Origin of the sequence: Proteus vulgaris (assembly GCF_023100685.1) — a bacterium.
In the GTDB taxonomy this organism is placed as follows: Bacteria; Pseudomonadota; Gammaproteobacteria; order Enterobacterales; family Enterobacteriaceae; genus Proteus.
On sequence record NZ_CP090064.1, the window covers coordinates 2190854 to 2216334 of the forward strand.

At 38.4% G+C, this 25481-nt stretch carries 23 protein-coding genes; 8 read left to right on the top strand and 15 right to left on the bottom strand.

Features of this window, described 5'->3' with window-relative positions; genetic code table 11:
• The first annotated feature begins 3 nt into the window (after positions 1-3).
• Positions 4-972, top strand: a complete 969-nt coding sequence (locus LW139_RS10745; RefSeq protein ID WP_210813175.1) for a threo-3-hydroxy-L-aspartate ammonia-lyase — start codon at positions 4-6, stop codon at positions 970-972.
• A 116-nt stretch (positions 973-1088) separates the two neighbouring features.
• Here LW139_RS10745 and LW139_RS10750 read toward each other — a convergent pair whose 3' ends face one another.
• From LW139_RS10750 to LW139_RS10810, 13 genes are all read right to left on the bottom strand, one after another.
• Complete coding sequence (locus LW139_RS10750; RefSeq protein ID WP_166541185.1) at positions 1089-2000, bottom strand: dihydrodipicolinate synthase family protein; 912 nt, start codon at positions 1998-2000, stop codon at positions 1089-1091.
• Positions 2001-2018: 18 nt separating this feature from the next.
• Complete coding sequence (locus tag LW139_RS10755; RefSeq protein ID WP_247851194.1) at positions 2019-2624, bottom strand: dihydroxyacetone kinase subunit L; 606 nt, start codon at positions 2622-2624, stop codon at positions 2019-2021.
• A 2-nt stretch (positions 2625-2626) separates the two neighbouring features.
• Positions 2627-3622 (bottom strand): dihydroxyacetone kinase subunit DhaK, encoded by a 996-nt coding sequence (locus LW139_RS10760; protein ID WP_247851195.1) that lies wholly within the window; start codon positions 3620-3622, stop codon positions 2627-2629.
• Positions 3623-3760: 138 nt separating this feature from the next.
• Positions 3761-5251: a tripartite tricarboxylate transporter permease gene (locus LW139_RS10765; RefSeq protein ID WP_109408175.1), complete on the bottom strand. Its 1491-nt coding sequence runs from the start codon at positions 5249-5251 to the stop codon at positions 3761-3763.
• Between the two features lie 15 nt (positions 5252-5266).
• Positions 5267-5704 (bottom strand): tripartite tricarboxylate transporter TctB family protein, encoded by a 438-nt coding sequence (locus LW139_RS10770; protein ID WP_166541183.1) that lies wholly within the window; start codon positions 5702-5704, stop codon positions 5267-5269.
• A gap of 31 nt (positions 5705-5735) precedes the next feature.
• On the bottom strand, positions 5736-6680 hold the full coding sequence (locus LW139_RS10775; protein WP_109408173.1) for a tripartite tricarboxylate transporter substrate binding protein: 945 nt from the start codon (positions 6678-6680) through the stop codon (positions 5736-5738).
• Positions 6680-7924, bottom strand: a complete 1245-nt coding sequence (locus LW139_RS10780) for a PfkB family carbohydrate kinase (RefSeq protein ID WP_109408172.1) — start codon at positions 7922-7924, stop codon at positions 6680-6682. The genes LW139_RS10775 and LW139_RS10780 overlap by 1 nt, the downstream gene beginning before the upstream one ends.
• A 314-nt stretch (positions 7925-8238) precedes the next feature.
• Entirely contained in the window at positions 8239-8553 is a 315-nt protein-coding gene (locus LW139_RS10785; RefSeq protein ID WP_166541182.1) for an AzlD domain-containing protein, read from the bottom strand.
• Positions 8550-9263 carry an AzlC family ABC transporter permease gene (locus LW139_RS10790; RefSeq protein ID WP_227336904.1) on the bottom strand — a complete coding sequence of 238 codons (714 nt, stop codon included), beginning with the start codon at positions 9261-9263 and terminating at the stop codon, positions 8550-8552. The genes LW139_RS10785 and LW139_RS10790 overlap by 4 nt, the downstream gene beginning before the upstream one ends.
• Before the next feature lie 98 nt (positions 9264-9361).
• Positions 9362-10213 carry an AraC family transcriptional regulator gene (locus LW139_RS10795; RefSeq protein WP_109408170.1) on the bottom strand — a complete coding sequence of 284 codons (852 nt, stop codon included), beginning with the start codon at positions 10211-10213 and terminating at the stop codon, positions 9362-9364.
• Between the two features lie 82 nt (positions 10214-10295).
• Positions 10296-11309, bottom strand: coding sequence for a LacI family DNA-binding transcriptional regulator (locus LW139_RS10800; RefSeq protein ID WP_227336956.1), 1014 nt, complete (start codon positions 11307-11309; stop codon positions 10296-10298).
• 60 nt (positions 11310-11369) lie between these two features.
• Complete coding sequence (locus LW139_RS10805; RefSeq protein WP_247849924.1) at positions 11370-12776, bottom strand: sucrose-6-phosphate hydrolase; 1407 nt, start codon at positions 12774-12776, stop codon at positions 11370-11372.
• Entirely contained in the window at positions 12777-14147 is a 1371-nt protein-coding gene (locus LW139_RS10810; RefSeq protein ID WP_109402365.1) for a sucrose-specific PTS transporter subunit IIBC, read from the bottom strand.
• A 675-nt stretch (positions 14148-14822) separates the two neighbouring features.
• Here LW139_RS10810 and dmsA point away from each other — a divergent pair.
• The 4 genes from dmsA to dmsD all read left to right on the top strand — a co-directional run bounded on the left by dmsA (position 14823) and on the right by dmsD (position 19535).
• A complete protein-coding gene (dmsA, locus tag LW139_RS10815; RefSeq protein ID WP_166541179.1) occupies positions 14823-17261 on the top strand; it encodes a dimethylsulfoxide reductase subunit A in 2439 nt (812 codons plus the stop codon).
• An 11-nt stretch (positions 17262-17272) separates the two neighbouring features.
• On the top strand, positions 17273-17890 hold the full coding sequence (locus LW139_RS10820; RefSeq protein WP_227336906.1) for a DMSO/selenate family reductase complex B subunit: 618 nt from the start codon (positions 17273-17275) through the stop codon (positions 17888-17890).
• A gap of 1 nt (position 17891) precedes the next feature.
• Positions 17892-18749, top strand: coding sequence for a DmsC/YnfH family molybdoenzyme membrane anchor subunit (locus LW139_RS10825; RefSeq protein WP_247849926.1), 858 nt, complete (start codon positions 17892-17894; stop codon positions 18747-18749).
• A 174-nt stretch (positions 18750-18923) separates the two neighbouring features.
• Positions 18924-19535 (top strand): Tat proofreading chaperone DmsD, encoded by a 612-nt coding sequence (gene dmsD / locus LW139_RS10830; RefSeq protein ID WP_109408165.1) that lies wholly within the window; start codon positions 18924-18926, stop codon positions 19533-19535.
• 104 nt (positions 19536-19639) lie between these two features.
• On the opposite strand, the gene LW139_RS10835 is transcribed toward dmsD, so the two are convergent.
• Both LW139_RS10835 and LW139_RS10840 read right to left on the bottom strand, forming a co-directional pair.
• On the bottom strand, positions 19640-20101 hold the full coding sequence (locus LW139_RS10835) for a nucleoside deaminase (protein WP_247849927.1): 462 nt from the start codon (positions 20099-20101) through the stop codon (positions 19640-19642).
• Complete coding sequence (locus LW139_RS10840) at positions 20101-20787, bottom strand: ankyrin repeat domain-containing protein (protein WP_109408163.1); 687 nt, start codon at positions 20785-20787, stop codon at positions 20101-20103. The genes LW139_RS10835 and LW139_RS10840 overlap by 1 nt, the downstream gene beginning before the upstream one ends.
• A 313-nt stretch (positions 20788-21100) precedes the next feature.
• Here LW139_RS10840 and kdpA point away from each other — a divergent pair, with 313 nt between their 5' ends.
• From kdpA to kdpC, 3 genes are read left to right on the top strand one after another with little or no spacing between them, the layout of a single operon-like run.
• A complete protein-coding gene (kdpA, locus tag LW139_RS10845; RefSeq protein WP_247849929.1) occupies positions 21101-22804 on the top strand; it encodes a potassium-transporting ATPase subunit KdpA in 1704 nt (567 codons plus the stop codon).
• An 11-nt stretch (positions 22805-22815) separates the two neighbouring features.
• Positions 22816-24873, top strand: coding sequence for a potassium-transporting ATPase subunit KdpB (kdpB, locus tag LW139_RS10850; protein WP_247849930.1), 2058 nt, complete (start codon positions 22816-22818; stop codon positions 24871-24873).
• Between the two features lie 10 nt (positions 24874-24883).
• Positions 24884-25480 (top strand): potassium-transporting ATPase subunit KdpC, encoded by a 597-nt coding sequence (gene kdpC, locus LW139_RS10855; protein ID WP_247849933.1) that lies wholly within the window; start codon positions 24884-24886, stop codon positions 25478-25480.
• Position 25481 lies beyond the last annotated feature (1 nt).

Below are 25481 nucleotides of genomic sequence, written 5' to 3' on the forward strand. Positions count from 1 at the left end.
CTTATGAATAAGCTACCTATTCCTACCTATAAAGATGTTGCACAGGCCCATCAACGCATTTTGCCTTATCTTAATAAAACACCTATTTTAACTTCTCGTACTATTAATGCGCTAACCGGGGCGCAGTTTTATTTTAAATGTGAAAACTTTCAGCGTATGGGCGCATTTAAATTTCGGGGGGCAATAAATGCGTTATCACAATTTACCACACAGCAACGTAAAATGGGTGTCGTGACTTTCTCATCAGGTAACCATGCACAAGCTATTGCTTTATCAGCAAAATTATTAAGTATTCCTGCAACAATTATCATGCCAGAAGATGCGCCAAAGGCTAAAATGGAAGCGACAAAAGGCTATGGTGGTCGTGTGATCACCTATAACCGTTATACAGAAAATCGTGAAGAAATTGGCCAACATCTGGCACAAAAAGAAGGATTAACGTTAATTCCACCTTATGATCATCCTCATATTATTGCAGGGCAAGGTACTGCAGCAAAAGAGCTGTTTGATGAAGTTGGTGAATTAGATATGCTATTTGTTCCATTAGGTGGTGGTGGTTTACTTTCTGGCTCTTTATTATCAACCAAAGCCCTCTCACCAGATTGTAAAATATTTGGTGTTGAACCTTTAGCTGGAAATGACGGACAACAATCATTACGCAAAGGCGAAATCATTCATATTGATACTCCGAAAACAATTGCAGATGGTGCGCAAACACAACATCTTGGTAATTATACTTTTGAGATTATTCGTAACAATGTGGATGATATTTTAACTGCAACAGATGAAGAGTTAATTTCCACCATGCAGTTTTATGCCCAGCGAATGAAAATAATTGTAGAGCCAACGGGATGTTTAAGTTTAGCGGCAGCTCGTCAATTTAGTGATAAATTAAAAGGTAAGAAAATCGGAATTATTATCAGCGGTGGTAATGTCGATATCGCACAATATGGTCGTTTTTTAGCACAATAAAAAGATGTTATTAACAATTAAAAAAAAGCAGTATGGATTATTTTTCATACTGCTTAAAATCATCAATATATTGCCACTCAATTAAGATAACGAAGATGTTTTTTGCTTAGTCTCTTTTAATTAAGTGAAAAAGTGATCCCTGCTTCTTTACACAATTGCGTTAAACTCTCTTTTAATTGTTGATTTTCTTCAGGTAATAAATCGAGTTGTGGTAAACGCATATGACCGCCATCTAAACCACGCATGGTTAATGCTGATTTAAATATTGCCATATTTGCACCTGATTTGAGTGCATCACTAAATTTCACACAAAATTGTTGCCAGTGTTTTGCTTCTTGATGATCACCTGCAATATAGGCTTTATACATATTCACAAATGGTTCAGGGAATACACAAGCACAACCTGAAACAGTACCATCACAACCTGCATCTAATAGGCCTAGGAATAATTTATCGTAGCCATGAAGCACTGAAAAATTATCAGCTACAGCAAGGTAACTTAATGTTGTATTGTTATCAGCAAAACTGTATTTAATCCCAATCACATTTTTACACTGTTGTTGTACTTTTGCCGCTAATTCAGGCTTGATATTATTTGCCGCACATTGTGGTATGTTATACAGATAAACAGGGAAATTATCCGGCACACTGTTTGCCACCGTCACAAAATAATTTTCTAATTCTCTGTCTGTCGCACCAAAAAATTGTGGTGTCACCACACCAATACCATCAGCGCCAATTTCAACGGCATGTTTCGCTAATTCAATGGTTTCGGTTAATGTCATTGCGCCAACATGAATAAAAACGGGTAAGCGTTTATTGGCTGTTTCGACAACAGTTTTTGCAACACTTTTACGCTCTGAAGCTGATAAACGTAGCATCTCTCCCGTAGTGCCACAAGGATAGAGGCAATCAACACCTTGAGTGACTAACATGTCTGTTAATGTAGATAACGCATTAATATCCACTTGATCGTTCGAATCAAACGGAGTAACCATTGCCACTGTAACGCCAAATAATTTTTTCATATTAAGACCTTTATTAAATCAGATTGCTTCAACAATAACTTTAATTGCCAACATGCCAGGATCATCTAAACCAATAGATTTTTCTGGAAACATACGCGCTCGACCTAATAAATTAGGTTTTTGACGAAATTCAGTAAGCGTATTATCAATACTGAATAAGGCTGCCGCTTTTAATTCCGATAGAGATAAAACAGGTTTTAGCGCTTCAGATAATTGGTAAATAATATCAAGTACCGATTTTTGCCCTAACTCCCCTTTTCCTCTCGCCATCATGCTTTGATACGCGACAGTTAAAAGTGGTGAAATATCGGCGGGGGCTATTTCTTGCAGTTGATTTTCTTTGCAATATTTCGCCATTGCCATAAAAGCAGTCGCTTGCAACGTACCAAAAGAAGAAGCGCAGGCTTTTTGTAGTGATTTACTGCATTGAAAAAGTGATTTACTTAAATCGTCAGGCCAATCTTGTGCATCATCTGCAATTTGCCGCCACCCTTTTTGCATGGTGATCCCTAAATCACCATCACCTAAACGACTATCAGCTTCACACAACATTGACTGTGATTGCTCACAAGCAATAGCAATACGTGCAACGCCTTGTTTTAGCATATCAAGAGTGATATTCATCGCTAGACTCTCCAAAATGCACAATAAGCCGGTGCATTCATTAAAGCTTCGAGTTCATCATCTAATTTACACAACGTTAAACTTACCCCCGTCATTTCCATTGATGTAGCATAACGGCCGACTAATGGATGAATAATCGTAGCACCTGTTTTTTCAATAAGCTGTGCAACTTTGTTATATAGAATGTAGAGCTCTTCAAGAGGTGTTGCGCCTAATGAATTGACTAACACTGAAACCTTATCATTTGCTTTGAATGATAATTCAGCTTGCAGACGATCGAACATTTCTTGGGCAATTTCATCAGCGCTGCGTAACTTATCACGCCAAATTCCCGGTTCACCGTGAATTCCCATGCCCATTTCCATTTCATCCTCACCAATTTCAAAGGTAGGATGTCCTACCGCTGGTAAGGTACAAGATGTTAACGCACAACCAATCGTTCGGGTATTCTCCATGGTTTTTTGAGCAATACGTGTTACTTCATCAAGTGATGCCCCTTCTTCTGCTTTGGCGCCCGCCATTTTAAAACCATAAACCATCCCAGCTACACCACGGCGTTTATGCGCCTCTTCAGGCTTTGCTGAAGCAACATCATCCGTAGCTAATACCGTTGTGCAACGAATATTATCTTCAAAATCAACCGTTTCAGTTGCCATATCAAAATTCATTACATCGCCACCGTAATTGCCATAAAGTAGCAATACGCCTAAGCCGCTATTTGCTTCACGAATAGTATCGGCCATTAAATCCGCTGAAGGTGAAGCAAAAACATCTCCCACAGCAGCTGCATCTAATAAACCTTTACCGACATATCCTGTGAATACTGGCAAATGGCCAGAGCCTCCGCCTGTTACAATACCCACTTTCGGCTTATCTGCTTTTTTTGAACGAGCAATCAATCTTGGCTGCGGTTGTCGATAAATATGGCTATGTGCAAGACATAAACCGGCTAATGTTTCATCGACATAATTTTCTGGCTTATTTAATATTTTTTTCATTCGATCACCCGATATTTTTATTTATCTGCTGATTTCTAACATCTTAAAAAACGTTATTTTGTTTATTTAAAATGAGCTTTCCCTGATACTTAAAAAGTATCTTTATATTTAATTTATTTGGTATAAAAACGAGATGCGTTATTTAGCTTTCAATGCACCTCTAATTTGCATAATAACAATGAGAAAAAATGCACTGGCTAATACCATCGAAATAGGTCTATTAACAAAATTAATAAAATCACCATCAGATTTCATTAATGATGAGAGTAAGTTTTTTTCTAACATAGGCCCTAATATCATGCCTAAAATAATTGGCGAGATTGGGAATTTTCGTTCTTGAAGGAAATAGCCAATAACACCCATAACTAACATAACCACAATAGAAGACATCGTATTTGTGATTGCATATGAGCCAACGATACTAAATAGAATGATTGCTGGGTAAATAATCGCATTATCGATAGCAACAATTTTTTTCAATAAATTGACAACAATAAAAGCAATCGGCAGTAAAATAAGATTAGCAATAAAAAAGATAATAAAGACAGCATACAATTTATCGGGATTAAATAAGAATAGCGTTGGTCCCGGTTGCATATCTTTCATATATAGTACACCGATAATAATTGCAGCCGCAGAATCACCGGGAATACCAAAGACTAGAGATGGGATCCAACTTCCGGCTAAGCTTGCATTATTACTCGCTGATGCATCAACAATACCTTCCTCAGAGCCATGACCATATTTCTCTGGTTTTTTAGAGAGTTTCTTTGAAACAGCATAAGAGATCCACGCGGCAATATCGGCTCCAGCACCAGGTAAAGCACCAATTAATGTTCCTATTATTCCGCTACGGAAAATACCGCCCTTACGTTGACGAACAACACCCCCCACACCTTTAAAGATATTGTAAGAGTTATTTTCCACATTCACTTCTGTTAGTGTAATTTGCTTTTCTTTCCAACGTTCAACGTAATATTTGATAGCACCAGAAATAGCAAATAGCCCTATCATTGCTGGAATAAAGCTGACACCTTGCATTAAAGAAACTTCACCGAAAGTAAAGCGGGCTTGACCTGTAAACTCATCATAACCAATGGTGGCTAATGCAATACCAAAGAACAGAGCTAATAAGCTTTTTCTAATATGAGAGCCGGAAACAATAGTTGCACAACTTAAACCGATTAGAGACAACCACATATATTCGTAAGAGCTAAATTTTAAAGCAAATTCAGCTAATATTGGTGCTGTTGAGGCTAATATAATCGTACCAATTACGCCACCAATCACAGAGCTGGTTAATGACATACCCAATACACGATTTGTTTTACCTTCTTTAACTAAGGAATGTGCATCATTGGTATAAGCTGCCGATGCAGGTGTACCCGGAATATTTAATAAGGCTCCGGGAATATCCCCTGCAAATATAGATGATGCTCCAACGGAGATCATTAAGGCTAAAGCAGGAATGGGTTCAAGAAAAAAAGTAAACGGTACCATTAATGCAATAGCCATTGTTGATGTTAATCCGGGAATTGCACCAACAAATAAGCCAAATAAACAGGCTCCAATAACGACAAGAATTGTTGTGTAATCAATATAAGCAAGTGCGCTAATTAATATATCCATACTGTTGTTCTCTATTTATGAAAATAGCTGAGGCAGCGGTACTAACAGTACAGCGGTAAATAAGTAATACACACCTAACACCACTCCTGCTGAAATAATAAAACTATATATAGATTTTACTGTTGCATATTTCATCATTAATGGTGCTGTAATAATTAATCCGGTTAAAATAAATCCTAAATAATCAGATGCAAGCACATAAAAAAGAATAATACTGATAATTAATAAGACAAATTTTATTTCATGCCACGTCACTAATGGAATGTCACTTTCTTGTTTACGTGAAAATATATCTATTAATGAAAATAGGATCATGCCACCGCCAATAATAGAAGGCATAAACGCAGCACCATATTCACTAAAATCGCCTAATGAATATGCACTATAAACAATAAGGAATAAACCAAAGCAACAAAATATGAGCGATAGAATATGACGATTTAGCATAGGCATAAAAACGGCTGTTGCTCAGCCGTTCCCTCAGTTATTTCTTTATAATTTCGCCAAACTTTTTATCTTCATTGGCCATAAATTGAGTGGCATCATCGCCATATAACTCGATAACTTCAAAGCCTTGTTTATTTGCAAATTCGGCTAATTCACCAGAGGCATATACTTTTTTCATGGCTGCGGTAAGTTTATCTTGTACTTCTTTATCAAGACCTTTAGGGGCAACTAACATATTCCACGCTTGCAGATCCCAATTATAAGCTGTAGCTTCTTTGAATAAGGGTACATCTGGGTAGAAAGCCGACTTTTCATTGGACATAATGGCCATATGTTTTACTAATCCCGCTTTTACCATACTATCGGCTTCACCTAATGAAGATGTCACTATATCAACACCCCCTGATGCTAATTCTTGTAACGCCGCACTCGCACCTTGAGAAGGAATAAAGCGAATAGCATTATCTGGTAATCCAGCTGCACGCAACATACCAATAGTATTCAGATGCCAAATTGAATTTAAGCCACTGCCTGATGCTTTTAATTTACCTGGATTTGCTTTCGCATAATCAATAATTTCCTGTGCATTTTTAAATGGCGAAGATTTTCCAACTTGCAATCCACCATAAATAACGGCAAGACGTGTAATCGGTGTGTAATCTTGATATGTTAAATTCGTCATTCCCTGATGATGCATCATGGTAATTTCAACTGTTGCAATTCCTAATGTGTAGCCATCAGGTTTTGCATTTTTAATGGCATCATGACCTACAACACCACTGCCGCCAGTTTTATTGACTACATTAACAGTAACGCCTAATTCTTCTTGTAGTCCTTTTGCTGCTAAGCGTGCAACCGTATCGGTATTACCACCTGCAGCCCAAGGAACAACAATAGTAATCGGTTTTTCAGGGTATTGCGCGAAAGCCGGAAGTGTAAAAATGGAACTGCATAGGGTAAATGCCAGAAGTGTTTTTTTCATTATATGCACCTTTTCTCATTGCAGATTATTTGTGGCCGAATATCTTCAAGCCTTGATTTAAGGCGAGCCTGAACTTGAGAAAGCACAGGCATTGCTGTTACGCCTTTTTGTTCTATAAATGCAGAGAGGAAAGCACTGGCAAATAATACACTCTCATGCATTGTGCCTCCTGCTGCTATCTTTGATGCAAATGCGCCATTAAACGCATCTGTTGCTGCCATCGTATCTACGCGTAACGATGGCATAGGTGGAATATGAAATGTGGCTCGACCATCAAAATAAACCACACCAAGCTCATCCATATAAATAATCACTTTCTTACTTTCGTCACCGGAAATAATATTGATCGCCTGCTTTGCATCATTAATATCGTTTATTTCAAAGTCAGCCCAATGAGATGCTTGGTTCGCATTTAAAGTAATAAAATCAAGATACAAATAAAGTTGTTTTAGGTTTTCGTTATAAGGTGCAACATTTAGTATGATGATCTTATTAACCGACTTAGCAAATAAGGCGGCTTTAATATTGGCTTCTATATTAATTTCGCCTTGGAGCAATAACACATCGGCTTCACTGACATACGGCAATGAAATATCAATCTCTTGTTCAGAAAAAGTGTTATTTGCGCCTAGATAAGTTGCTGTAATATTGTTTTGTGTTTTGTCAGCTAAATAACTAATCGAACTGCCTGTTGGCTCGGTTTCTGTTTGAAAAATAGTGAAAGAATCAATGCCACTTTCTTGTAAATATTTATAAGCATATTTACTAAAATGATCTTCACCGACTTTTGTTATTAAATGGACTTTGGCATCAGAAAAACTTGCTGCCATCGCCTGATTTGTTCCTTTACCACCAGGACCTATCGAATTGCTTTTTGAATTAACTAATTCACCAACTTTCGGAAAAGATTCGACATTGGCGATAATATCTACTACAAACGATCCTAAAACACAGACTTTACCTTCCGGTTTTCTATCTTTACGTTCTCTAACAATTAATAAGTCGTGCAATAAACATGAAATATCAAAACTATCACTGAATTTACTTATTTTTTTAATTTCTTGTTTCCCTAGTATGGCGCCACCATGACAACGTTTGATCAACCCTTCTCCTTCAAGGTATTTCAAATCGCTACGGATAGTCTCCAATGTGACACTGAATTTCTCCGCAAGCTGAGCCACTTTAACTTTCTTTTGTTCCCTGATGATGGTGTAAATTTCCTGCCGCCGTTCTTCTGAAAACATATAAAGTGCCTCCGTATCATTGATAACGAGAATAAGGAGATCAGGTCTGTGATTCTGCGATGGTATTCAAAACAAAAAACCAAAAACAGAAGCAAAACCAAATCGAAGCAATTTAGATCACATTTTTTTAACACAACATCAATTGGTATACGTTAAAAATGAGAGGTGAAACGAGTCGGATAATGAATGGTAATACAGAAAAGAGAGGTAGAATCAGCCGTTCAAAGACGGCCGATAAAATAACGAACTACATTAATACAAAAATGATTATTTTTAAATGTAAATATTACGTTAAATAAAATCACCTTTAGTATTCAGTTTAATAAGGCATTAAGAAGATAAAAACCAACCAAGGTCAGTAAAACCACTATTAATGTATTGCGTATTTTAAGCGCTAATCCTACACATAATAAAGTTCCCCAAAGATAAGGGTTATCTAAAATACCTTTAAATTCGCCTTTTTCTAACAGTACAATTGGCGCACAGATTGCGGTTAATAAACAGGGTGCAGAGTATCCTAAGGCTTGTCTGATCACTGGCGGTAATTTGACAGGTACTGCTGGTTCGAGAAAGAAATAACGCAGCATGAAAATGACCAGTGCCAAAATTAATAATAACGACCATGTCATTTTTGCTCTCCTCTTATTCTTGCAACACAAACCGCGATAAACATACCTGTTAGCCCACCAATAACGACACCACCCTCTATATTTAACCAACTGAAAACAATTGAAAGGCAAAATGAGACAATAACACCGACTAACGTACTAAATGTTTTTATTAACGGGATCACAATTGCCAATAACGTAGCAACAATAGAGAAATCAAGATGATAACGTGATAAATCAGAAACTTGGCTTGCCATAATAATGCCAACAATACTGACCGCTACCCAGGCTAAATAAAAACATAATCCTGCACCGATCATATAAGCAGGTGTTAGTTTCACTTTAGGTTGTGCTGATACTGCAAAAAGCTCATCCGTTAATAAAAAACCTATCGTAATGCGTTGATACCATTTTAAATGAGCAACATGAGGCCGTAAGGTTAAACCATATAAAAGGTGTTGGGCAGTAATAAAAAAGACAGAAACAATAATGGTTAGCATCCCTGCCCCAGAAACAACTAACCCTAATGTTACTAATTGCGCCGCACCTGCAAAAACAATAGCAGACATTCCGACACTTTGTGCAAAGGTTAATCCTGCATCCACAGCCATTGAACCTGCGAGTATTCCCCAAGGGATCACCGCAAGGCATAAAGGCAAAACATGTAAAGCGCCTAAACCAAAGGCACGCATAGTTTGCTTATCTTCAGTGTTATTTTTGATTTTTTCCATTTATCTGTCTTCACGTCTAATACATTAATTCTATAGAGAATGATTATCAGTCAGTAAAGATAAATGGGATTGTATAAAATTGCTCTTTTAATTTTTTATTACAACAAGGGGGATTTTAAAGAGGAAGATAATCGAAGCCCTTTTAAATAGTTTCCCGGTGTAACACCAATAGCGTTTTTAAAATGACGATGGAAATGGCTTTGATCTGAAAAACCACAACGTTGTGTTACATCAGTAAGTGTATGACCTAAAGAGAGTAACTGCCTTGCTTTACGAATTCTGGCTTGAATAAGCCAAGCATGAGGGGTCATACCTATTTCTTTTTTAAACTGACGTAAAAAGTGCCATGGACTTAAATTCACCATTTCAGCTAACGTGTTGAGTGAAAACTCATTTTCAGGTGTGTCATTCATTAATTCACTCACCCACTGTAACCGTTGCCCTATAGCACTTAATGGTTTTTCTTGGGTTCTTGTTTTGCTATAACGCAAAATCAACATTGCCATTGTTGAAAGCAATAGCGATTCTTTTAAAAGATAATTATTAGGTTGTTCCAGTAATGAAAAAAGTAATAAAAGTTGCTGACTTAAACCAGGATCGTGAATAACAGCATCAGGAAACCAAGGCGTGGCACCCTGCTCTTGTTGTAGATCACGCGTTAATGTTTGCAGATATTCTGGTGTGGGATAAATAGCTTGATAAGCCCAACCAGATTCAACTGCAGAGGAGCCGGTATGAACTTCATCTGCATTAACAATAATGATGTCTCCTTTAGGAGCGATATGTTCGCTTCCTGTGCGATAAAACTGCTGTGCGCCATCATCAATTACACCAATACAGAAGCCTTCATGGGTATGGCGAGAGAAAGTTTGGTGTAAATATTCAGCTTGCAGATAAGCAAGGCTATTCAGCTCAGGAAGGTGGATAAGTTTAGCCTGCTCTTGGCGCATTGAATATAGACTCCATCAACAGTAAAAATCATCAGCTTGTATCATAAACACTATACTGGTGATTGCATAAAATTGCTCAGTCTTACTCATGTCGTTGATGAATTTTTGCTGGAACAAAAATTTGATGAATTTCTAAGTTTGTCTGGTTTATTAATCCCATGACCAGTCGGAAACAGTGTGATGCTAATTCAGGATTATTTTGTGCAATAGTATCTATTGGTATTGATAATGAATCATACAAATAGTGATCATCAAAACCGGCTAAATAGACTTCATTTTGCATAATTTTATTTTGACTTAGATAGCGCAACACGCCATCCAATAAGCCACAAGCAGAAGTAAAAACAAACTTAGGCGATCGTCCTAACGATGCACACAAAGAGCCAAACATTTCATAACCTGAACTTGGGTGATAATGCCCATGTATGATCCACTCTGATTTTAGATTGATTTGTGCTTGTGAAAGCCCTTGGGTGAAACCTAAAAGACGATCTTTAGTTGGTGAAAGCGTTGATTGCCCACCAAGGAAATAAAACTCATCAATACCTTTTGTCGAAGCAATTTCTGCAATAATTTGTTGTGTTGCCGTTATTGAATCGGTGACAACAAAAGGTAATGTTGTTCCTTCAAAATACCGGTCAAATAACACAACAGGTATTTGTTTACTTAAACGTTGATATTCAAAATCACTTTGTAAACAAGAAGCCACAATCAAACCATCTATTTGACGTGATAATAGATGTTCTATTGCCAGCGTTTCTTGAGCCGCATTTTCATCAGTACAAGAAATAAGTAATTGAATACCTGCTTCTCTGCATAATATTTCTAGTTCATACGCCACAGAAGCAAAACCATAGTTAGTAATATCAGGAATAACCAACCCTAATGCATAACTACGATTATCACGTAAAGAGCGAGCATGAATATTAGGCTGATACTGATATTGTTCAGCAATAGCCGTAATACGTGCGATAGTATCATCAGATACACGCATCTCTTTACCACGGCCATTTAATACTAAACTTGCCGTTGTTTTTGAAACGCTCGCTAATTTTGCAATATCGGTGATCGTGATACGTTTTTGTTTTTTCACTATTATTCTACTTAATGTCACATTCGCTAAACTTAAACTGTTTTATTGTTTATATAATTGGATCTAACTGAGTAATGCATTCTTTAATGGCCAAGTTGTGAGGTTTATTGTGTCTTTTCCCAAGAAACAAATAGTCTGTTTTTCTAAAGGGAAAAAACGGCTACTCATCACACCGGCTCCGCCATTAAAGAAAATCTCTACACTGGAGCTATCACATAATATTTGAAGATGTTTTATATCACCAGACCAGAAACGTGATTGCCACTCCCCATTTTTAACACTACGGCGTTTTAACTCGGCTTGATCATCTTCAATGAATAAAGCAAGAGTATCAGAAAAATAAATAGTAAGAGAGCCAAATAGCTCTACTTCAAATTCAAACGAAAATCCGCTGATATCTGGCGCATCATCAGCAATACCCTGCCAATATGCTGGCTTTTGTCTTAATTGCTGTAACTCTTTTACGGGTTGTTGATAAAGCTTCCCTTCTTTTATGTGTAATTCGCGAGGGCAAGTCATTTGGTGAATCCAGCCATTAGCAATAGTCGGTTGATACATCTCTTCACCATCAGGAACTCCCATCCAACCAAATAATAAACGTCTGCCATTCGCTAATGTTGTTTGAGGTGCGTAAAACTCAAAACCTGCATCTAGTTCGACTAAATCACCATGCTGAAATTGCAATGTTGAATAATCAAAATCCCCGATTAAATAGGCACTAGAATGCGAATTTAAAAATCGTTGTTGTTCTCTTTTTATCCCTTGGGGACATGTTAATAAAATAAAGCGATCATCTAGTTCAAAGAGATCTGGGCATTCCCACATATAACCCGCATCAGCTAACCCGCCTAAATAACTTCCCGCTAACTCGCCGACTAATTGCCATTGATATAAGTGAGATGCACGATAGAGTAAAACTTTACCCTGTTTATCTAAGTTCTGTGCGCCTAATACCATGTACCAGACATCATTATATTGCCAAATCTTCGGATCACGGACATGACCACTATAGCCTTCAGGAAGCCCTAATACAGGCCCTAACTTATCAAAACCTCCCTGTTGATTTTCAACGGCTAAACATTGCCATGCTGTACGTGAGCCATCCTCAAATTTGACATTACCGGTATAGCAAAGAGTTAATTTCCCTTGGTAGATCGCGGCACTACCAGAATAACAGCCATCTTTGTCATAAAATTCATCAGGTAGTAAAGCAATAGGTTGATGCTGCCAAGTAATCAAATCCTTTGAGCGCCAATGACCCCAACATTTATGTTTATGCTCACAAGACAAAGGGTTCCATTGATAAAACAGATGATAATATTCACCATCAAAACAAAATCCATTGGGATCATTTAATAACCCAGTTACTGGCGCTAAATGCCAATGTGGATAATATTTATCTTTTATGGCTTTAGCGCTATTACGCATGACCGATTGTAAAATCGCAGATAACCCTTCGTTTGTGTTCATTTATGCAGACTCCACTTTGTATTTCAGCAAAAGAGAGATAACAAACGCAGTCACAAAGGCAATCACAAGGCCAATAATATAGTTCATAATTGAACCTGCTTGCACGATTGCAATACCCGGAATAGCAGTCAACCCTACGGCTGTCATATAAACATGCGAGCCTACAACCCAAGCACCGCCAGCTGCACCACCAATTAACGCAGCAATAAAAGGTTTTCCATAACGTAAATTAATCCCGAAAATTGCCGCTTCAGTGATACCTAACATAGCGGAAAAACCAGATGGGATTGTGATTGCTTTAATTTTTGCATCATTAGTTTTAAACCAAACGGCTATACAAGCACCACCTTGAGCAATATTCGCCATTGCCCAAATCGGCAATAAAAAGTTAACCCCAATATTAGGGTTACCTAATAAACCCGCTTCAACCGCATGAAAACTGTGGTGAATACCCGTAATAACAATCACAGAATAAAGGCCACCAAAGATCAGCCCTGCTATCCAGCCTGCTTGTGTGATCAAGGTACTTAATAGTAATGAAATACCATCACCTAAAAGGCGACCAACAGGCCCTATGACTAATAACGCCACAAAGCCCGAAATAATAACGGTTAAAAATGGCGTGATAATTAAATCGAGAGCATTAGGAACAACTTTACGTAATTGTTTTTCCAAGACACTCATAAACCAAACGGCAAGCAAGACTGGAAAAACAGTACCTTGATAACCAATCATTGCCACCTCTAACCCAAAGAAGTTCATGGTGTTAAAACCAGCGGCAACGCCCCATGCGTTAGTTAATGCAGGATGCGTTAAAATTCCACCTAATGTAGCGCCAAGATAAGGATTTCCGCCAAACTCTTTTGCCGCAGTAAAACCAATCAAAATAGGCAAAATAATAAATGCCGCAGAGCTACACATATCTAACATGATATAGAGTGCATTATCAGGGCTCACCCACTGGTTAGTTTTCATTAACCCAAGTAACCCCATTAATAAACCCGATGCCACAATGGCAGGGATAATAGGTACAAAAATATTAGAAAGCAGTCTAGCTATTCGCTGAAATGGGTTAAGCTTTTTGGCTGCAATATTTGCCGCTTCAGATTTACTTGATTCACCAATACCCGCCGCAGCAATAAAGGCAGCATGCACTTTATTAACTAAGCCAGTACCAAAAATTACCTGAATTTGCCCCGCATTACTAAAACACCCTTTTACACCTTCTAATTTATTGATTGCCTCTTTATCAGCTTTAGTGTCATCGACTAATACAAGTCTTAAACGAGTAGCACAATGCGCCGCACTGGCAATGTTTTCAGCACCTCCCAATAAAGGTACTAGTTGGCGAGCAATATTCTCAATATTCATCATAGCCTCGGTAAGTCTTACTTCGTTTATAAACCAATCATTAATAGCAGCCATAAAAACTAAAACGGTTTAGCTAATAACCTGATTAAATAAAAACCTATCTCGAATGGCAATAAATATACGAATAAAAGCGCTTTATTTGTGATCTAAACGACAAAAAAGACACATAGACAGTCTTAATTAGATAATAAAAAGGAAATTAAAATAACCTAATAGCTAAACAAATTATTTTTTATTTAGCTAAACAAATTAATATAATGTTAAATAATTTTATTTGAGAAAAAAATATTCCATTCATTAATTTTATTGGCAAATTATCCAGTCAAATCTGATAGATAGTGCATTATTATTTCGTCTATTCTCTGTTATCAGTAACATTATAATACTTTATTAATCGTTATATATTTTATTATATAACACTGTCAATCATTTGATTAAATTTAACTAATACAAAAACTTAAGTTAACCTCAAAAACTGGTAACGCTTGTAATAAATCACTTTTCTTTGATGTAAAGCAACTACAACTTTTAGAAAATACGTAATATCCACATTAACAGTTGGGTTTTATTACCTACGTTAAAGTGCTTATTTTTTAACAACAATAACAATAATTATTTCTATAAGCTTGTTGGCTTCTTTTTTCTTAAAAATATAAATAATCAAGTGAGTAATGTATGAAAAACATCAAAGAGATGGCGTTACTTTCCACTCCCTTATCTCGCCGTCGTTTTGTAAAAACAGGTGCAGCGAGTGGTTTAGCAATAACTGCAGGGGGATTATCTCTCCCCTTTAATCAAGCCATCGCCACAGAGACAAAACCGACAACGAATAGCGAAAAAGTGGTGTGGAGTGCCTGTACAGTAAACTGTGGTAGTCGGTGTCCATTACGTATGCATGTTGTTGATGGTGAAATTAAATATGTAGAAACCGACAATACGGGTAATGATATCTACGAAGAATTACACCAAGTTCGTGCCTGTTTACGTGGTCGCTCAATGCGTCGGCGTGTTTACAACCCTGACCGTTTACGCTACCCAATGAAACGTGTGGGTAAGCGTGGTGAAGGTAAATTTGAACGTATTTCATGGGATGAAGCCTTTGATACGATTTCAGATACCATGAAACGTTTGATTAAAGATTATGGTAATGAATCTATTTATTTGAACTACGGCACAGGTACTTTAGGTGGCACGATGACGAAGTCATGGCCACCAGGAGCAACATTAATTGCTCGTTTAATGAATTGTTGTGGTGGTTATCTTAATCACTACGGTGATTACAGTACGGCACAAATTGCGGCTGGCTTAAATTACACCTATGGTGGTTGGGCAGATGGTAATAGCCCTTCAGATATTGAAAACACCAAACTGGTTGTAATGTTTGGTAATAATCCAGGTGAAACACGGATGAGTGGTGGCGGTGTCACCTATTACGTTGAACAAGCCCGTGAGAAATCTGATGCACGAATGATTATCATCGATCCGCGTTATACCGATACGGGTGCAGGTCGTGAAGATGAGTGGATCCCTATTCGCCCAGGAACGGATGCAGCATTAGTCAATGCCTTAGCGTATGTCATGATCAAAGAAGACTTAGTTGATAAGCCTTTCCTAGATAAATATTGCGTAGGTTACGATGAAACCACTCTACCTGAAGGTGCGCCAAAAAATGGGCACTATAAAGCCTATATTTTAGGTGACGGCGCTGACGGTCAACCTAAAACACCAGAATGGGCAGCGCAAATTACAGGTATTCCCGCTTCACGTATTGTGAAATTGGCTCGTGAAATTGCAACAGCAAAACCAGCTTATATTACACAAGGATGGGGGCCTCAACGCCGTTCTAACGGTGAACTTGCTTCTCGTGCTATTGCGATGCTCTCTATTTTGACTGGTAATGTAGGAATTAACGGCGGTAATACTGGTGCTCGCGAAGGCTCTTACAGCATTCCTTTTGTTCGTATGCCTACGTTCACTAACCCTGTCACCACCAGCATTTCCATGTTTATGTGGACGGATGCAATCTTACGTGGCCCAGAAATGACAGCAACTCGTGATGGTGTTCGTGGTAAAGACAAACTTGATGTGCCTATTAAAATGGTATGGAACTACGCAGGTAACTGTTTAGTTAACCAACATTCTGAAATTAATCGTACTCACGATATTTTGCAAGACGATAAAAAATGCGAAATGATTGTGGTGATCGATAACCATATGACAGCATCTGCTAAATATGCCGATATTCTACTTCCTGATTGCACTGCATCAGAACAGATGGATTTCTGTATGGATGCATCGGCGGGTAATATGGCGTATGTAATTTTTGCAGATCAAGCAATAAAACCTCGCTTTGAAAGCCGTAATATCTATGAAATGACCAGCGAAATTGCAAAACGCATGGGTGTAGGTGAAAAATTCACTGAAAATCGTACTCAAGAAGAATGGTTACGTCACCTTTACGAACAATCTCGTCAAAACTTACCTGAACTTCCCACTTTTGAAGAGTTCCGTACTCAAGGGATCTTCAAAAAACGCGACCCTGAAGGTCATCATGTTGCTTATCGTAAATTCCGTGATGATCCTGAAAACAACCCATTAACGACACCATCAGGCAAAATTGAGATTTATTCTTCTCAACTTGCTGACATTAAAGCGACATGGGAACTTGCATCTGACGATGTCATTGATCCACTGCCGATTTATTCTGCTGGTTTTGAAAGTTATGGTGATCCAGCAATGGAAAAATATCCATTACAAATGACGGGTTTCCACTATAAATCACGTACTCACTCAACTTATGGCAACGTAGATGTTTTAAAAGCCGCATGTCCACAAGAAATATGGATAAACCCTGTTGATGCATCAAAACGAGGCATTAAACACGGTGATTTAGTACGTATTTATAACGATCGTGGTGAAGTTAGGATCAACGCAAAAGTGACACCTCGTATTTTACCCGGTGTAGTCGGTTTAAGTGAAGGTGCTTGGTATAACCCAGATAGTAACCGCATTGATCACGCAGGTAGTATTAACGTGTTAACGACACAACGCCCTTCGCCACTTGCCAAGGGTAATCCTTCTCACAGTAATCTTGTTGAAGTCGTCAAGGCGTAAGGAGTCTGGTTATGTCAACGCAATATGGTTTTTACATTGATTCAAGTCGTTGCACCGGCTGCAAAACCTGTGAACTGGCGTGCAAGGATTTTAAAAATTTATCCCCTGAAGTCAATTTCCGTCGGATCTATGAATATGCAGGTGGCGATTGGACTGAACAAGACGGCGTTTATACACAAAATATTTTTGCCTATTACTTATCCATTTCGTGTAACCACTGTGACGATCCTGCTTGTGCAAAAGTTTGCCCAAGTGGTGCAATGCATAAACGTGAAGATGGCTTTGTTGTCGTTAATGAAGATATTTGTATCGGTTGTCGTTATTGTCACATGGCATGTCCTTATGGCGCACCGCAATTTGATGAAGTTAAAGGTCATATGACCAAATGTGACGGTTGTTATGAGCGTGTAGCTGAAGGCAAAAAACCGATTTGTGTTGAGTCTTGTCCACTACGTGCATTAGATATGGCACCGATTGAAGAATTACGTGCTAAATATGGTGATTTAGCTGAAATCGCCCCACTTCCTTCAGCAAAATATACCAAGCCAAATATTGTCCTTAAATTAAATGCCAATAGCCGTCCTGTGGGTGATACCACCGGTCATCTGGCAAACCCAGAGGAGGTGTAAGATGGTGGGATTGCATGAATGGCCACTGATGTTCTTTACTGTTATCGGTCAAAGTGTTGCTGGCGCATTTATTATCATGGGATGCGCTATTCTTTCGGGGAAGCTTTCTCCTGAAATGAACAGAAAAGTACATTACAGCATGTTTGGTCTTTGGGTATTAATGGGTATTGGTTTCTTATTATCCATGATGCATATGGGAACCCCATTACGCGCATTTAACTCATTACTTCGTCTGGGTCACTCATCATTAAGTAATGAAATTGCCAGCGGTTCAATTTTCTTTGCTCTGGGTGGGATCTACTGGTTACTGGCTGTACTTAATAAGATGCCGGCTGCATTGGGCAAATTATGGGTCGCCCTTGTGATAGTATTAGCTGCATTATTTATTACAGCAATATCTCGCGTATACCAAATTGATACCGTTCCAACATGGTATAACAGCTACACTACATTTAATTTTGTGCTAACCGCCTTTATCTGTGGCCCTATTTTAGCGGCACTTTTACTGCGTATTGCGGGTTTTAACCTCAATTGTGTCAGTGCATTGCCATTATTAAGTGTTATCGCAATTGTTGTGAGTGCTATTGTGGCAACATCACAAGGCTTTGAATTAGGCTCTATTCAAACTTCTGTACAAAAAGCAGTAGATTTAGTCCCTAACTATGGTGCTTTAATGGGAATTAAATTAGTAGCTTTAGTTTTAGGCTTAAGTTGCTGGATTGCACCACTTCTGCGTAAAAATAACCCTTCTGTTGCTTTATTAGCATTGGGCTTTATTTTAGTGTTTGCCGGTGAGTTTATCGGACGCGGTGTGTTCTATGGTTTACATATGACTGTCGGTATGGCTGTGGTTGGTTAATTAAAAGTACTGCCTTTAAACCGCTGTAATAGTTAAAAAGCCCATACTTTTTATCTGTTATGGCGGTTTTCCTTTTATAATGCGGTATCACTCTTTTTTAATCTTCGTCATTATGTTTAGATAGAAAATCGCATATAGTAAAGACAATAAATCTAAGCGGATTATAAAAATATTATGGAACAACAACTTATTACTGACATTTCTCTTACTGCCCGTATTTTAGGTGCGGCATTTTATTATGCACCCACTGAAAAAAATGACATTGTCGAACTGCTGTCGAGCCCAAAGTGGATTGATGAATGGCCGTATGGCAGTGAGGAAGAGAAGCAACGTATTGCAAGTCTACTTTCACAAACCTCATTAAATGAAGAAACTTTAGCACAAGCTTATCAGCGTTTATTTGTCGGCCCTTACGCACTTCCAGCACCGCCTTGGGGCTCAGTCTATCTTGATCATGAAAATGTATTATTTGGTAATTCAACATTAGATTTACGTGAATGGATGCTAGAAAATGGCATTGATATTGCGTTAACTCAAAATGAGCCTGAAGATCACTTTGGATTAATGGTAATGATGGTGGCATGGATTGCAGAAACTCGCCCTGAAAAGCTCAATGAGTTATTAGCAGAACACCTTCTGCCATGGGCTTATCGTTATTTAGAAAAGTTATCTTTACAAGGGGCCTTCCCTTATTATGAAGGTTTAGCCATGTTGGCGACGTTAACGCTCAAAAGTTGGCAATCGCAGTTAAATGTGACCCCTGCTGAAAAACAATTATTTTGTTGATTAATCATCAATAGTAAAAATAAAAAGTCCTAAAAGTATCTGATCTTATGCTGTTACTTCAATTCTCGCTTTTAGGGCTTTTATTTATAGAATACTTAGCATCTTTAAGATTGCTGTGACCAATACTGATAAAGCTCAGGTTGCATTTCATTCTCAGCTTTTATCTGTACAAATTGAAGGCCTTCTTGTTGCTCTGGCTCCTTTCTTAATACTTTAGCAATACGGGCTGTCGATAATCCGTAAGGCTCTGCATCCTCATTAGAATAAGCATAAAAAATTTTAGAGATCCCCGCCATACGCATGGCTGCAAGACACATTGGGCAAGGTTGTCCACTGGCATAAACAATACAGTCATCTAATTTTGTTCGCCCTAATACTTTACCTGCTTCTCGTAATGCTAATAATTCAGCATGGGCAGTGGGATCATTTGTCGTTACTATTTGATTAACAGCACTTGCAATCACTTGATCATTATTCACAATAACCGCACCAAATGGCCTTCCCCCCACTTTCACATTATCCATTGCAAGCGATATAGCTTGTTGTATAAATTGCTTATCTGACATTATTTTGCCCCCGCTTTTTCAAGTATATTAACGATGTTTGTATAGCCTTTATCTTTAGCTAAGGTTAATGGTGTGTGGCCAGAGCCATCGGCGAGGTTAACGTTAGCTCCGCCTTCAATAAGTAAAGTCACAATCTCTTCATATTTTTGGCTACCATCACCTAAAATAATAGCTTCGATTAAAGCCGTCCAACCTAAACGATTAATATGATCAACATCCACACCAGCATCAATCAATGTTTTTACTGTTTTTACATGACCTCGCTCTGAAGCAGGAATTAATGCTGTTCCACCATAACGATTAACACTTTTAAGCGAGGCACCATGCGATAACGTTAATTCTAAGATCTCCTGTAAACCTCTAGCGCCTGAATAAAGATATGGTGAATCATGAATAGCATCACGAGCATTAACATCTGCACCATGCTCAATCAGATATTTTGCAACCTCAATTTGGTTGGCATGTGTGGCCGCCATTAGCGGTGTGCGTAACTTTAGATCACGTTGTTCAATATCTGCACCTTGTTCTATCTGACGTTTTAATTCAGATAAATTTCCCTCTTGTGCCAGTGTAACTAGGTATGCCTTATCAGAATTTGCCATCGCTTTAACCATGAAGATAGATGAAATTATTAATAAGCTTAAGAAGTATAAAAACCATTTGGCCTTTAGATAGAGAGTATTCATTCAATATCCCCTAGAGAGTGCTAATTTCTATTCACTTAATTAGCATATTATTTGAACCTAACTTAGATCTAACAAAGGCATGACATTATTTCAACCAATCAAGGAGTCAATAGATCACCTATCTGCCATTTTTATACTTTTTTTACACTTCACCTATCTCTTTTATCAACATCTTTACAGACCTTTAAGTACGCTCTCTTAATCTAAATAGTAAAAGGATCATTCTGATGGTGATATTCGGTGCTGTGACATTAGTTGTTTTGCTCACTGCTTATCTTATTTATGTGTTATTTCATGCAGAGGCATTTTAAAAATGGCAATAACAGCGTTGATATATATTGCTGTTTTTCTTATTACACTATTTGTAATGGGAAAAATGCTTGGACATTATTTAGCTCGCCTGATTGAAGGTGATTTACCTCATTGGGTTACTCAAACTGAACATGTCATTTGGCGTTGCTGTGGTTTTAAACCCGCAGGTAAATCTATTCAGCCTATGAGCGGGTATCAGTATATGCTCGCTCTGCTTATTTTTAATTTAATGGGGGCAATTCTATTATTTGTCATACTACTTAACCAAGGCTATTTACCGTTAAATCCCCAATTTGCCCCTAATATGAACTGGGATTTAGCACTAAATACAACTATTAGCTTTATTACAAATACTAACTGGCAAGCTTATAGCGGTGAAACTGCTGTCAGTTATTTGAGCCAAATGATGGGGCTCGCAGTACAAAACTTTTTATCTGCCACAACGGGAATTGCGGTAGCTTTTGTTTTAATTAGAGCATTAACACAATCTTCTTGTACTTCTTTAGGGAATGCTTGGGTCGATATTGGGCGTATTACATTATATGTCTTACTACCTTTAGCGATTATCTGGTCTCTGTTATTTGTCAGCCAAGGCGTGATACAAAACTTTCAACCTGCGCTATTCAGTCAAGGTCTTGATGGTCAACAACAATGGTTGCCAATGGGGCCAGTTGCTTCTCAAGAAGCAATTAAGTTATTAGGCACAAATGGCGGTGGTTTTTTTGCGGCAAACTCTGCACATCCTTATGAAAATCCAACTTCATTAAGTAACTTCTTACAAATACTCGCTATTTTTCTTATTCCTACTGCCTTATGTTTTGCTTTTGGTCGTTTAAGTGGAGTTCAGCGCCAAGGCTACACCTTACTTTGGGCAATGACGCTGATTTTTATCGTTGCCGTTGGTGTTATTACTTGGGCTGAATGGCAAGGAAATCCAGAATTTATACTCGCAGGTACCAATAGCTCACTGAATTTTGAAGGAAAAGAAACACGATTTGGAATAATTGGTAGCGCCATTTTTGTTGCTGTCACAACGGCCGCTTCTTGTGGTGCCGTTAATGCAATGCATGATTCATTAACGGCATTAGGTGGCATGGTGCCAATGTGGTTAATGCAAACAGGTGAAGTGGTTTTTGGCGGTGTAGGCTCAGGATTTTATGGCATGATCCTTTATGTATTATTAGCTGTATTTATCGCTGGCTTAATGGTTGGTCGTGCACCGGAATATCTCGGTAAAAAGATTGGTGTTGCCGAAATGAAATGGGTAGCCATTGCCATTTTAATCTCTCCAGCCGTTGTTTTATTAGGTACTACCCTTGCGTTATTTACTGATGTTGGTCGTGAAGCCATTTTAAACCCAGGCCCTCATGGCTTTAGCGAAGTGTTATATGCTTTTACTTCTGCTGCGAATAATAACGGTAGTGCCTTTGCCGGGCTCAATGTCAATTCACCTTTTTATAATCTGTCATTAGGTATCGCAATGCTCATTGGTCGCTTTGGTGTCATGTTACCTGTTTTTGCTATTGCGGGTAGTTTAGCGGTGAAAAAACGTCAACCAGAAAGCTTGGCGACACTCTCTACCACTTCACCACTGTTTATTTTTTTATTGATCCTCACGGTATTAATGATCGGTGCTTTGACTTTTGTTCCGGCATTAGCACTTGGCCCTATTGCAGAACATTTACAGCTGTTTTGGGCTAAATAAGGAAACCTATCATGAAAACAACCCAACTTTTTGACAGAAAAACAATAATGTCGGCTTTCTTTGATGCGATGAGAAAATGTACCCCTCAGGCTCAATGGCGTAACCCCGTTATGTTTATTGTTTATGTTGGTGCGCTTTTAACTACCGGTATTTGGATTGCTTCGCTATTAGGATATCTCCCTAGTGATAATCATTTTACTTCACAAGTGATGTTTTGGTTATGGGTGACATTGTTATTTGCCAATTTTGCTGAATCATTAGCAGAAAGCCGAAGCAAAGCACAAGCAGCTAGTTTACGTGGTGCGAAACAACAATCCAAAGCAGTGCGTTTGCATCACGCTGACATCAATGCACCGAAAGAAACCGTTGATTCTTTTTCATTACATAAAGGTGATATTGTTTTAGTCAACGCGGGTGAAGTTATTCCTTGTGATGGCGAAGTAATTGAAGGTGGTGCTTCAGTTGATGAAAGTGCTATTACGGGTGAGTCTGCACCGGTGATCCGTGAATCAGGTGGTGATTTTTCTTCTGTCACTGGTGGTACTCGTGTGTTATCCGATTGGTTGATCATTCGTTGTACTGCAGAAGCGGGGAATTCATTTCTCGATCGCATGATTGAAATGGTTGAAGGCGCTAAACGCAGAAAAACACCAAATGAAGTGGCTTTAACTATTTTATTAACAGCACTCACACTTATTTTCTTATTAGCCTGCATCACCCTTTACCCGTTCAGTGTTTTCGCTGTCGAATATCAAGGCCATGGCGACGTTATTTCAGTAGTAACCTTGATTGCTTTGTTAGTATGTCTGATCCCTACCACGATAGGTGGGTTGCTTTCATCGATTGGTGTTGCAGGTATGAGCCGAATGCTAGATGCAAATGTTATCGCAACTAGTGGCCGTGCTGTTGAAGCGGCTGGCGATGTTGACGTTTTACTTCTTGATAAAACAGGCACAATTACTCTCGGTAATCGTCAAGCTTCTCGTTTTATCCCTCTTTCGGGTATTAGCGAAAAACAGCTTGCTGATGCAGCACAGTTAAGCTCGCTTGCAGATGAAACACCTGAGGGCAGAAGCATTGTGATCCTCGCTAAACAACGTTTTAATTTGCGCGAACGCGATTTAGCATCCATTGGGGCATCTTTTATTCCCTTCTCTGCAATGACACGAATGAGTGGAGTCAATATTGGGGAGCGATTGATCCGCAAAGGTTCTGTTGATGCTATTCGTCGTCATATTGAAGTTAGTCACGGTCATTTTCCTGATGAAGTCACCGCTATAGTCGAGCAAGTAGCAAGAGCTGGTGGAACACCACTAGTGGTCGTTGAAAATCAGAAAATTTTAGGTGTGGTTGAACTTAAAGATATTGTGAAAGGCGGTATTAAAGAACGTTTTGCCCAACTTCGCCAAATGGGGATAAAAACCGTCATGATCACCGGTGATAATCATCTTACGGCAGCAGCTATCGCAGCAGAATCTGGTGTTGATGACTTCCTCGCAGAAGCAACACCAGAAGCAAAATTAGCATTAATTCGTCAATACCAATCAGAAGGTCGATTAGTCGCAATGACGGGTGATGGTACTAATGATGCCCCTGCATTAGCACAAGCCGATGTTGCTGTTGCGATGAACTCAGGTACTCAAGCCGCTAAAGAAGCAGGCAATATGGTTGATTTAGACTCTAATCCAACAAAATTAATCGAAGTTGTGCATATTGGCAAACAAATGCTAATGACACGAGGTGCGTTAACTACTTTTAGTATTTCCAATGATATTGCTAAATATTTTGCCATTATACCAGCAGCCTTTGCCGTCACTTATCCTCAACTCAATATGCTTAATGTGATGAACTTGCATTCACCCGTATCGGCAATGCTATCTGCGGTTATTTTTAATGCCTTAATTATTGTTTTCTTGATCCCACTTGCACTTAAAGGTGTGAATTACCGTCCAGTATCAGCACATGTATTACTTCGTCGTAATCTTTCCTTATACGGGATCAGCGGTCTATTAGTACCATTTATTGGCATTAAAGTTATCGATATGATTTTAGCGCTTATTGGGTTTTAAGGAGTTATATATGCCTCTATTTCGTTCATCATTAGTAATGTTATTATTACTTACACTAATAACTGGGCTGGCCTATCCTCTTTTAGTAACGGGACTAGCTAACTTAATATTCCCATGGCAAGCGAAGGGTTCTCTTATTTATCAAGATGACACGCTCATTGGCTCTGAATTAATTGGTCAACAATTTAATCGAACCGATTATTTTAAAAGCCGACCTTCAATGACAACAGAAAGGCCTTATAACAGTATGGCATCAGGTGCTAGCCAATTGGCAGTTTCTAATCCTTTATTACTAAATGAAGTCGTAAAACGTGTTCAAACATGGCAAAAAAACGTTGGTAATCATCATATAGTACCCGTGGATTTAGTAACTGCATCAGGAAGTGGGCTTGATCCGCATATTTCATTACAAGCAGCCTATTACCAAGTTGAAAATATTGCACAGTTACGTCAACTTTCAAAAAATGAAATAGAACAATTAATAAAAAACAACACGATATCTCCATTAATGTCATTTATGGGAGAGCCTGTTGTGAATGTATTTATGCTGAATCAAGCACTTGATAAATTAAGTGCTGAAAAACAACAGAAAGCGAGTATTCAATAGA

Bases quoted from the DNA above. Each gene is read 5' to 3' on its own strand.
- LW139_RS10745 (WP_210813175.1), top strand. From the start codon at position 4: ATGAATAAGCTACCTATTCCTACCTATAAAGATGTTGCACAGGCCCAT.
- LW139_RS10750 (WP_166541185.1), bottom strand. From the start codon at position 2,000: ATGAAAAAATTATTTGGCGTTACAGTGGCAATGGTTACTCCGTTTGAT.
- LW139_RS10755 (WP_247851194.1), bottom strand. From the start codon at position 2,624: ATGAATATCACTCTTGATATGCTAAAACAAGGCGTTGCACGTATTGCT.
- LW139_RS10760 (WP_247851195.1), bottom strand. From the start codon at position 3,622: ATGAAAAAAATATTAAATAAGCCAGAAAATTATGTCGATGAAACATTA.
- LW139_RS10765 (WP_109408175.1), bottom strand. From the start codon at position 5,251: ATGGATATATTAATTAGCGCACTTGCTTATATTGATTACACAACAATT.
- LW139_RS10770 (WP_166541183.1), bottom strand. From the start codon at position 5,704: ATGCCTATGCTAAATCGTCATATTCTATCGCTCATATTTTGTTGCTTT.
- LW139_RS10775 (WP_109408173.1), bottom strand. From the start codon at position 6,680: ATGAAAAAAACACTTCTGGCATTTACCCTATGCAGTTCCATTTTTACA.
- LW139_RS10780 (WP_109408172.1), bottom strand. From the start codon at position 7,924: ATGTTTTCAGAAGAACGGCGGCAGGAAATTTACACCATCATCAGGGAA.
- LW139_RS10785 (WP_166541182.1), bottom strand. From the start codon at position 8,553: ATGACATGGTCGTTATTATTAATTTTGGCACTGGTCATTTTCATGCTG.
- LW139_RS10790 (WP_227336904.1), bottom strand. From the start codon at position 9,263: ATGGAAAAAATCAAAAATAACACTGAAGATAAGCAAACTATGCGTGCC.
- LW139_RS10795 (WP_109408170.1), bottom strand. From the start codon at position 10,213: ATGCGCCAAGAGCAGGCTAAACTTATCCACCTTCCTGAGCTGAATAGC.
- LW139_RS10805 (WP_247849924.1), bottom strand. From the start codon at position 12,776: ATGAACACAAACGAAGGGTTATCTGCGATTTTACAATCGGTCATGCGT.
- LW139_RS10810 (WP_109402365.1), bottom strand. From the start codon at position 14,147: ATGAATATTGAGAATATTGCTCGCCAACTAGTACCTTTATTGGGAGGT.
- dmsA (WP_166541179.1), top strand. From the start codon at position 14,823: ATGAAAAACATCAAAGAGATGGCGTTACTTTCCACTCCCTTATCTCGC.
- LW139_RS10820 (WP_227336906.1), top strand. From the start codon at position 17,273: ATGTCAACGCAATATGGTTTTTACATTGATTCAAGTCGTTGCACCGGC.
- LW139_RS10825 (WP_247849926.1), top strand. From the start codon at position 17,892: ATGGTGGGATTGCATGAATGGCCACTGATGTTCTTTACTGTTATCGGT.
- dmsD (WP_109408165.1), top strand. From the start codon at position 18,924: ATGGAACAACAACTTATTACTGACATTTCTCTTACTGCCCGTATTTTA.
- LW139_RS10835 (WP_247849927.1), bottom strand. From the start codon at position 20,101: ATGTCAGATAAGCAATTTATACAACAAGCTATATCGCTTGCAATGGAT.
- LW139_RS10840 (WP_109408163.1), bottom strand. From the start codon at position 20,787: ATGAATACTCTCTATCTAAAGGCCAAATGGTTTTTATACTTCTTAAGC.
- kdpA (WP_247849929.1), top strand. From the start codon at position 21,101: ATGGCAATAACAGCGTTGATATATATTGCTGTTTTTCTTATTACACTA.
- kdpB (WP_247849930.1), top strand. From the start codon at position 22,816: ATGAAAACAACCCAACTTTTTGACAGAAAAACAATAATGTCGGCTTTC.
- kdpC (WP_247849933.1), top strand. From the start codon at position 24,884: ATGCCTCTATTTCGTTCATCATTAGTAATGTTATTATTACTTACACTA.